The sequence below is a fragment of the uncultured Nostoc sp. genome, assembly GCF_964245575.1.
In the GTDB taxonomy this organism is placed as follows: domain Bacteria; phylum Cyanobacteriota; class Cyanobacteriia; order Cyanobacteriales; family Nostocaceae; genus Nostoc.
Window position 1 is genome coordinate 1 of sequence record NZ_CAXTNP010000344.1, and the last position, 7173, is coordinate 7173.

The window sequence follows — 7173 nt, forward strand, 5'->3', positions numbered from 1 at the left end:
CTCCCCACTCCCCACTCCCCAGTCCCTACTCCCTCGCAATCGGGCAGTACTCTTGAATGGTTTTTACGTCCAAAGTCGTATTTTGTAAAGAACGGATGGCGGCGACGGTAGCTTTCGCGCCGGCGATGGTAGTAATGATGGGAATTTTGTAAGCTAAGGCTGTGCGGCGGATTAACCTAGCATCAGTGTGGGCTTCTTCTCCTGAAGGTGTGTTGATAATAAGTTGGATTTTCTGGTTTTTGATTGCATCTAGGACGTGGGGACGGCCTTCGTGGAGTTTTAACACTAATTCAATATTTAACCCCTGTTCCATAAGAACTCGCCGTGTACCAAGGGTAGCCATTACTGTAAAGCCCAAATCGATAAACTCTTTCACCACACCACCGGCAGACGCTTTATCGCGATCGCTCATTGATACAAATACAGTTCCACTTAGTGGTAAACGCTCCCCAGCACCCATTTCCGCTTTGGCAAAGGCACGGCCAAAGTCGCTGTCAATCCCCATCACTTCACCAGTGGATCTCATTTCTGGGCCCAATATTGTATCAGTTCCTGGGAATTTATTAAAGGGTAATACAGCTTCTTTTACAGCAATATGTGTAGGAATGATTTCCTCGGTAAAATGTAGCTCCTCTAAGGTTTTACCTGACATAATCAAGGATGCTAGTTTCGCCAACTGTACGCCTGTTGCTTTAGAAACAAATGGGACTGTACGCGAGGCGCGGGGGTTGGCTTCCAAAATGTAAACTTGGGGAGAATAACTGCTTGCGCCGACAACAGCAAATTGGATATTCATCAACCCCACGACTGACAGGGCTTGCGCTAGCTGCACCGTCCAAGTGCGAATTTGATTGAGAACTGCTGGTGATAAGGAAATGGAAGGTAAGGAACAAGCGGAATCTCCTGAGTGAATCCCCGCTTGTTCTATGTGTTCCATGATGCCACCAATCACTACCCGTCCGGTATGATCGGCGATTGCATCTACATCAACTTCGATCGCATTTTCCAAAAACTTATCAATCAAAATCGGATGTTCTGGTTCCACTAGTACTGCAAAGGTCATGTAGCGTTCCAACTCAGAATCGGAATAAACGATTTCCATCGCCCGTCCCCCTAACACATAGCTGGGACGCACCACCACCGGATAGCCAATGCGTTTGGCGACAATCAGCGCATCTTCATAACTCCGAGCGATACCATTAGGCGGTTGGGCAATATCCAACTGTTGGAGAATCTTTTCAAACCGCTCCCGGTTTTCTGCCATGTCGATGGAATCTGGTGATGTACCCCAAATCTTGGGGATTGGGGATTGGGTATTAGGGATTGGGGATTGGGAAATCTCCCCAGTCCCCAGTCTCTGTAAATACTCCTGTAACGGTAATGCTAATTTCAGTGGTGTTTGTCCGCCAAACTGGATTATGACTCCGACTGGATTTTCTGTTTCAATGATGTTAAGAACATCTTCTTTTGTTAACGGCTCAAAGTAAAGGCGATCGCTGGTATCGTAGTCTGTGGAAACCGTCTCTGGGTTAGAGTTGACCATAATCGTCTCATACCCCGCTTTCTTCAAAGCGTATGCAGCGTGACAACAACAATAATCAAACTCAATTCCCTGTCCAATGCGGTTGGGGCCACCACCCAAAATCAACACTTTTGGCTTGGTTGCTGGCAAAACCTCTGTTTCTTCTTCGTAGGTAGAATAATAGTAGGGAGTAAACGCTTCAAACTCAGCAGCACAGGTATCTACGGTTTTATAAACTGGGATAATTCCTAGTGACTTGCGGTAGGCGCGAACTTCATCTTCGGTGGTTTTGGTGGCATAAGCAATCTGGCGATCACTATATCCGTCCCGCTTCACTTCATAAAGTTGTTCTTTTGTCAATTGCTGCAAAGGTGTTCGCTTGAGGAATTTCTCGACATCTAGGAGTTGCTGAAATTTATCTAGGAACCACGGGTCAATACCAGTTAGTTCGTAGATTTCTTCAGGACTAATCCCTAGTTGCAAGGCATGGCGCACAGAGAAAATGCGATCGGGGTTAGGTGTTCGCAATTGGGCGCGGATTTGTTCACCACTGGGTAATTTTTCGGCTTTGTCGCAACCCCAACCAGCGCGTCCGGTTTCGAGCGATCGCAGCGCCTTTTGGAAGGATTCGTTAAATGTCCGTCCAATTGCCATTGCTTCCCCGACTGATTTCATTTGGGTTGTCAACACTGGGTCAGAACCGGGAAACTTTTCAAAGGCGAAGCGGGGAATTTTTGTCACCACATAGTCAATTGTCGGCTCAAAGGACGCGGGAGTTTTCTTGGTGATGTCATTTTTAATTTCATCCAAGGTGTAACCCACAGCCAATTTTGCTGCCATTTTAGCGATCGGGAAACCCGTGGCTTTGGAAGATAAAGCCGAACTACGAGAAACACGAGGGTTCATCTCAATTACAACCACATCCCCATTAACTGGATTGACGGCAAACTGGATATTAGAACCGCCAGTTTCCACACCGATCTCGCGGATGATTTTAATTGCCATATCCCGCAGCCTTTGATATTCTTTATCAGTGAGGGTTTGCGCGGGAGCGACGGTAATGGAGTCCCCGGTGTGGATACCCATAGGGTCAAGGTTTTCGATGGAGCAGATAATCACCACGTTATCTGCTAAGTCACGCATTACTTCAAGTTCATATTCTTTCCAGCCGAGTAAAGACTGGTCAATGAGAATTTGCGAAACGGGGCTGGCATCTATACCTACCTGTGCCATTTCTTCAAATTCTTCTTGGTTGTAGGCAATACCGCCGCCACTTCCACCCATTGTGAAAGCTGGACGAATAATTAGGGGATAAGTACCAATTTGACGGGCAACAGCTTTGGCTTCTTCCAAAGATTCGGCTGTATCGCTGGGACACACGGCTACTCCGATCCTTGCCATTGCTTGACCAAAAAGTTTTCGATCTTCGGCTTTCTCAATGGCTGGTAGTTTAGCGCCGATTAACTCAACGCCGTACTTTTCCAACACGCCATTTTTGGCCAAAGCAACAGCGAGGTTGAGGGCGGTTTGTCCTCCCATCGTTGGTAGGAGAGCATCAGGGCGTTCTTTCTCAATGACTTTTTCCACCAATTCCGGTGTCAACGGCTCAATGTAAGTGCGATCGGCCGTTTCCGGGTCGGTCATAATTGTTGCAGGGTTGGAGTTGACCAAAACCACTTCATAGCCTTCTTCTCGCAGCGCTTTGCAGGCTTGAGTGCCAGAGTAGTCAAACTCACAGGCTTGTCCAATCACAATTGGGCCAGAGCCTAATAGTAGAATCTTCCGGAGGTCATCACGGCGGGGCATAGTAGTTGCCTTGAAATACGAGAATACAAATCCTGATTATTTTAAGGGTCTTTACCCCCTCTCGTGCTTTTTATTATTAAGTTTTCTAAGTTTGATCACAAAGGGGAGTGGGGAGTGGGGGGAGCAGAGAGCAGGCTTGCCGTGAGCGTAGCCGAACGGGAGCAAGGGAGAAGAGTTTTCCCTTCTGCCTCTTTTCAATGCCCCATGATTATTTTGTATTTCTAATTTTATTTATTTGTGACGCTTAAAATTATTAAGCTTTTGCGAATCTTTATTATTTAAATTTGTGATATTTGGTAACAGATGGTGATTTATTTTGGCATATATGTATCTAAATATTCAACATAAATAGATTTATTAGCTAAAAATATTTATTAACTAGGTAATTGCCAAATATTTTCAACATTAACTATTATGAAAATATGTATACTTAAATTAAAAATGGCAGAAAAATAGGAATACTATTCTCTGCCCTTTTTTATAATATTTTAAGAGTTAGTGCTGCTAACTTTTTATTTCAGTCTAGGTAGACAAATCTAGATTATGAGAGTTTTAGCTTTAAGCAGCTTGGACAAACCCTAAAGTTAAGCTGTCTTTGGCGAGGAAGTGAGACAAATGATATGCACGTTCCTCAGTTTTCAACAAAATCTTTTCGTACAGATAGCGTGTGCCCCGATCGCCTAAACTCTCTGCCTGAGCAGCTTGACGACGAATTACGCCAATGATTGCTTGTTCGGCAGCTAGATCATTTTCCACCATTTGGCGAGAGGAATATACGCCTTCAGATTCTTGCTGAAAACAGGTTAATTCTGCTAATTTGCTGAAGGTAGCTACTGGCACGCCACCCAGTCCATCCAAACGTTCTCCAATTTCATGAACGTGGTCTTGTACTTGGTTGTAGCTTTCGTTAAAAAACTCATGCAGAGAGTAAAATTCTGAGCCTTCAACTACAAAATGATGCTTTTGGTACTGCAAGTATAGTGCCTGAAAACTAGCTAATACAACGTTGAACCCTTCTGTAACTGGAGCAGTTACGCTGTGATCCAGCAGCACAGGATTGTCATATACATGACCAAAGTTCCGTAACAAAGTTTGCGTTTCAGACATTGTGTTCCTCTCTTTTTCACAGTTATATATTTTAACTGCTTATTCCTTACATATTAACATTTTAATAAGAAGATCAAGCCAATTCGCCATCTCAATATTTTGTATTTTTGCTTACTAAAAATCTCAAGTTGATTGTTGGCTGGATGATGGCACGCTGATCAAGTTGCATAATTTTATCATTATCATTGACATCCCAGGATAAATGTGTATATTTACTAACTAGAGCAGGTAGAGAAAATTTTACCTTGTCCTCTTTGTCTCCCTCATCCCCCTCCCAATATGGGATGGCTACAAAAATTTAATTTTTTTTCCAAAATTACTGAGAATTCTTTGCACTTAAGGTATGCTGTTTTAAGAGGTTAAACTCCTCAGACTTTCAAAAACCAGAGAGTTAAATCGCGGTAGTTACTGCAAGTTTGTTGCACTTTGAGGGCAATTCTCTTGAAATCGTTTAGTTCAGAAATAGAAAGCAACCACCTTGTAGAGGTGAATTGGGCAGACCGCTGGCAAGTCTATCAACGCCTAAAGGAGTTAGACATTCCCTGTAGTTGTACGGCTAACCAGCCATTGAAAGTTGAAATTGGCTCTCCTATGACAGCTGTTCAACTTTGGAGTGTGATACGGCGATTAACAGCCTCCCGTCAAGACCAGATTTGGACTCTTGAGTGTTGCTGGAAAAGTCGCTACCAATAGTTCTAATCTTTAGCTGCTGAGAATTCTCGCTTGATAGCTTGTATTAATTAAAAGGAGGTTAAAAAATGGGTGGATCTAACAATATGGAAGTATCAGAATTTTGCCTTGAGGGCAGATTTATAGATTTTGTTATTAAAGATGGCTATAAGCTGAAAGGTTTACTGCTGGGTACTAATGAGGGTGAATGCTACGTTAAACTCGCTAAACATTTACGGCCTGCTTTTGACTTGCGGCTACCAGCAGGTACTTGGCTACAAGTTGTTGGTTATAAAGAATACGATGTAAAAAAAGACCAAGTTACACTGAAAGCTGAACGTGTGATGGCAGTGCGTTCTGAAAGGGGGACAGTTCAAACCATCGCTGCACCACAAGAACCCCCATCTATTGATAATGCCAAGGTAAAACCAGCTAAAACTAAAGCCACTATTTTAGTGTGTCAAAAATCTGATTGCATGAAACGCGGTGGTAAAGCAGTTTGTCAGGCGTTGGAAGCGGCTTTAAGCGATCGCGGTTTAGAAGACCAAGTTACAATCAAGGGCACTGGTTGCATGAAGAACTGTAAAGCTGGGCCTAACCTAGTTATGCCAGATAAAACGCGCTATAGCCAAATTCAAGCCTCACAAGTCCCGGCGCTGATGAATCAGCATTTTGGTGAAAATAGTTTGTTAGTAGAGCCTGAGAATATAAGGGAAGTGAGGATATATAATCGCAAGCTTTACTGAATAAATAATAAAATCTTGACATTTTCATGAAAAAGCTTAATAATATCTTTACAAGTGTGTTCCGTTAATACTCGGTTCTAGTCCTTAGTATAAGTTTGCAATAAAATCAAAAAACTGGCTTTAATTAAGGCCAGTTTTTTGAATGAATAGGGTTTCTATTGAGCAATTCTTAACTAGGATGCTCCGATAATTTGGAAAAATTCAAGGGAATGTGGTTAATTGATGAATACGTAGACGCACTGAGGCTTGTCGTTAGACATCTCTTACAGTTGAAACGTCAATCATCAATGATTTAAAAACAAATGCCACATACCCCTGATTGGATACACATCGTTTCTTTTGCACTTGGCGCGATAGTCGTGATTTTTTCATTCCGTTATGACTGGAATCGCCTCGCTAAACTCTACAGCACCCAAGAAGCGCCACCACTAAACTTTTACCGAATGCAAAGAGGTTGTGTGGGTTGGATAGACTACAAAGGAACTTTAAATGTTGGTATAACTCCTCAAGGGATTTATTTGAGTATTTTCCCGTTGTTTAGCTTTGGATGTACGCCGTTGTTGATTCCCTGGAGTGCCATTAGGAAAATTGAACCTGCTAACCAACTTTTTATTAAGCGTTTTCGTTTGTATCTTAGTTCTCCAAAAGTCACTTTGATTTTAGACAAAGATACTTTGGAACCAGCTAAAGAATTTTTAGCTATACAGGGATTTGAGTGGATTTAGATAAATCCCGTTTTTACCTGGCTGATACTGTAGGGATACAGAATTGCGATCGCCTTATATTTGTATGCAATTGGGTTGAGCGATTGCCTACACATTGTCATGAGAAGGACAAAGTAGTAGTAGCGTAGGCATAGCCCGCACTTCAGCTGCGCTCAGTGACCACCGCAGGCATCGCTTTATATTTGTAGTGGAAATTACATGATCAAAGTTAGAAAAGACTGCAACAACCGTCGCATGGATGTAGCCTGCACATGGTCAGGGAACACGGTTAAAAAGTCATTTAGGTCTTGGATAGCAGCATGGGTATGCTCTAAGGAAGCACCTTGAGATAAAACATGGAGATATAACCGCTCTGCTGGTTGATGATATTGAGCAGCTAAATAGTAAAGGGCTAAATTAAAGGCATTAGACCAGTCTTTAGCATCTTTTTCGTAATGCTGTTTAGCAAGCTTGATGGCAAGTGCTAGGTCAGCCCATGCTTTATCTGGTTGGTTAAGGGCTTGGTAGGCTAAAGCGCGATTATATAAATACCAATTACTCTCAGAATCTAAGTCAATAGCGCGGTTGAAATCTGCAAGAGCCTGATTATATAGCTTTA

5 protein-coding genes and 1 pseudogene are annotated in these 7173 nt (G+C 42.8%); 3 read left to right on the forward strand and 3 right to left on the reverse strand.

Annotated features, from left to right (window positions below):
• Positions 1-25 precede the first annotated feature (25 nt).
• Both carB and ACFFAP_RS33660 read right to left on the reverse strand, forming a co-directional pair.
• Positions 26-3328 (reverse strand): carbamoyl-phosphate synthase large subunit, encoded by a 3303-nt coding sequence (gene carB, locus ACFFAP_RS33655; RefSeq protein WP_375515285.1) that lies wholly within the window; start codon positions 3326-3328, stop codon positions 26-28.
• A gap of 558 nt (positions 3329-3886) precedes the next feature.
• The gene (locus ACFFAP_RS33660; RefSeq protein ID WP_375515286.1) at positions 3887-4435 is read right to left on the reverse strand and encodes a Dps family protein; all 549 of its coding nucleotides are present in this window, start codon (positions 4433-4435) and stop codon (positions 3887-3889) included.
• A 441-nt stretch (positions 4436-4876) separates the two neighbouring features.
• Here ACFFAP_RS33660 and ACFFAP_RS33665 point away from each other — a divergent pair, with 441 nt between their 5' ends.
• From ACFFAP_RS33665 to ACFFAP_RS33675, 3 genes are all read left to right on the forward strand, one after another.
• Positions 4877-5128, forward strand: coding sequence for an Asr1405/Asl0597 family protein (locus ACFFAP_RS33665; protein ID WP_375515287.1), 252 nt, complete (start codon positions 4877-4879; stop codon positions 5126-5128).
• A gap of 65 nt (positions 5129-5193) precedes the next feature.
• The gene (locus ACFFAP_RS33670; RefSeq protein ID WP_375515288.1) at positions 5194-5850 is read left to right on the forward strand and encodes a (2Fe-2S) ferredoxin domain-containing protein; all 657 of its coding nucleotides are present in this window, start codon (positions 5194-5196) and stop codon (positions 5848-5850) included.
• Between the two features lie 302 nt (positions 5851-6152).
• Positions 6153-6575, forward strand: a complete 423-nt coding sequence (locus tag ACFFAP_RS33675) for a hypothetical protein (RefSeq protein WP_375515289.1) — start codon at positions 6153-6155, stop codon at positions 6573-6575.
• Positions 6576-6769: 194 nt separating this feature from the next.
• On the opposite strand, the pseudogene ACFFAP_RS33680 reads toward ACFFAP_RS33675, so the two are convergent.
• Positions 6770-7173: pseudogene (locus tag ACFFAP_RS33680) on the reverse strand (hypothetical protein); the annotation flags it as partial.